This is a genomic window from Pantoea sp. LS15, from assembly GCF_012241585.1.
Lineage (GTDB): Bacteria > Pseudomonadota > Gammaproteobacteria > Enterobacterales > Enterobacteriaceae > Enterobacter.
In genome coordinates this window covers 134920-135153 of sequence record NZ_JAAVXA010000013.1, presented here as the reverse complement: position 1 = coordinate 135153, position 234 = coordinate 134920, and the positions used below count along the sequence as shown (strand labels likewise).

Annotated in this window: 1 rRNA gene; it reads left to right on the top strand. The window is 48.3% G+C overall.

The features are described 5' to 3' along the window. Positions 1-169, top strand: a 23S ribosomal RNA gene (locus HED65_RS17865); the annotation flags it as partial. Between the last annotated feature and the right edge of the window lie 65 nt (positions 170-234).

Here is a 234-nt window from a genome sequence, read left to right as displayed (position 1 = left end):
AGATAAGTGCTGAAAGCATCTAAGCACGAAACTTGCCCCGAGATGAGTTCTCCCTGACCCTTTAAGGGTCCTGAAGGAACGTTGAAGACTACGACGTTGATAGGTCGGGTGTGTAAGCGCAGCGATGCGTTGAGCTAACCGATACTAATGAACCGTGAGGCTTAACCTTACAACGCCGAAGCTGTTTCGGCGGACGAGAGACAGACAATCAAATTTCAGCTCTGATACAGATTT